Annotated in this window: 2 protein-coding genes; both read left to right on the forward strand. The window is 66.4% G+C overall.

Annotated elements, in window-relative coordinates; all coding sequences use genetic code 11:
- The first annotated feature begins 150 nt into the window (after nucleotides 1-150).
- A complete protein-coding gene (locus AB0I81_RS63990) occupies nucleotides 151-294 on the forward strand; it encodes a hypothetical protein (RefSeq protein ID WP_360680699.1) in 144 nt (47 codons plus the stop codon).
- Complete coding sequence (locus AB0I81_RS63995; protein ID WP_360680702.1) at nucleotides 291-1,067, forward strand: hypothetical protein; 777 nt, start codon at nucleotides 291-293, stop codon at nucleotides 1,065-1,067. The genes AB0I81_RS63990 and AB0I81_RS63995 overlap by 4 nt, the downstream gene beginning before the upstream one ends.
- Nucleotides 1,068-1,669 lie beyond the last annotated feature (602 nt).

A 1,669-nucleotide genomic window follows, 5' to 3' on the forward strand; every position in this document is an offset into this window, starting at 1 on the left:
CGGGTTCGACGGGCACACGCGGGGCCCTCGCCTGATGCGGAGCCCATTTGTGGCGGTGCACTACTGACACATTCCCCTGCACGAATGACAAAGCCCGAAGCCCACGACGATCCTAAGGTCTATGGGCAAGGCCAGAGAAAGAGGAGCCACATGTTCCGCACCACCGGCGCGTTGATCGCCGCGACGCTCGGCACGCCGATCATCTTCGCCCCGTCGTCCGCATCCACGGCAAGCGATTGGGAGTGCTACGACACCCGGGCCGTCCAGGACAGCGTCGAGTTGGCGCACCGATGAGCGGCGGGCGGGCTCCCTCCAAGGACCAACGGTTCGCGGTCATCAGCAGGCGCGTCGTCTTCGTCGGGGGAAGCGCCCTCTTCGTCGCGGGCATTCTCGCGGCCCTTAACGGCCAAGTAGGGCTGGGCCTTGCACTCTTTGCCATCACCTTCCTCGCGGTGATGGCGCGCGGTCTCATGACGGTGATACGTGGACAGCGCGCACTCGCCGACCGGGACCGCGCCCAGGTGCCGGACGGCCCGGTCCGGAGCTCCGACGCACCGGCGCCGGTGGAGCAGGTGGTCGCGGCGCTGCTCGGGATGAACGGTGACGGGCTGCCTTACAGGATTGGCGCCTTTCCTGGCCCCGACGGCGTGCGCGTCGACGTGCAGTGGAAGAACGAGGAGATGCGATGGCAGACCCTCTTCGTGCGTGGGTCGCAGGCCTACGCCTGGCGCATGGAGGTCGACCTCGACCCGTCCACGGGACGGTACAAGTTCGTCGAGCACTCCGGGAAGGCCTCTGTACGCGCAGCGGCCGGACCCATGGGGGCCGTGGCCTACGGTGAGTGGACGTGGCAGAAGGGCAAGACGTCTGGCAGCAGATCAGCAACCTTCGTGGAAGGCGCCGACGGCCAGGTCACAGTGACCGGTCCGGGCGGACCGCGCACCTCGTGGGAGGGGGCTGTCATGATCAAGCCTGCCGATGCCAAAGTGCCGGTGTTCACGGTCCTGCGGAACAACGGCTGGCGCCCGCGTTTCGACTGGTTCGGCGCACGGATGTTCGAGAAGTAGACACCTGTCGTGCAGATAGCTGGCGTCCCAACCAGGCGTGGGGCCATTCCTGCGACTGACCCGCCGGGCGGGCGACGGCAGGCAGACGTTGCAGTTCTCACCGTCCGCGAAACGCCGGTGCTCCCGCCGCCGCGCGACGGATCCGCAACGTGCGGTTCGCCCGGTGTCTGGACGCCGACAACCGGGGCGAGCGTCTCACCGGCGTCATCCCTGTGTACCAGTGCAACACCAGCCCCAACCAGGCGTGCCAGTTCAATGGGGGCCTGCGCACGTCAGGAACCGGATGTGTGTGGGTGGCTTATCTGTGCGACGTGCGGATGGTCGCGGTTCCGGCCATTCCGTACTACGACGACATGCCCTTGCGGCTGATCAAGCCGAGCCTGGACGACGTCAACGCCCACAAGGATCTGTTCATCGTCCAGAACCAGCAAGTCCGTCATCCTTTCGTCACCCGGTGGATCACCGAGACAGGCTGTCCAGGCTTACCTTGCGTCCAGCCAGGAGAGAACGATGAAGTTCGGGATACTGGGTCCGCTGGCCGCGTGGCGAGAGGGTGTGCAGCTCGATCTCGGCACGCCCAAGGCGCGGGTGTTGTTCGCGGT

The organism is Nonomuraea sp. NPDC050404, from assembly GCF_040655495.1.
In the GTDB taxonomy this organism is placed as follows: Bacteria; Actinomycetota; Actinomycetes; order Streptosporangiales; family Streptosporangiaceae; genus Nonomuraea.

Bases quoted from the DNA above. Each gene is read 5' to 3' on its own strand.
- AB0I81_RS63990 (WP_360680699.1), top strand. From the start codon at position 151: ATGTTCCGCACCACCGGCGCGTTGATCGCCGCGACGCTCGGCACGCCG.
- AB0I81_RS63995 (WP_360680702.1), top strand. From the start codon at position 291: ATGAGCGGCGGGCGGGCTCCCTCCAAGGACCAACGGTTCGCGGTCATC.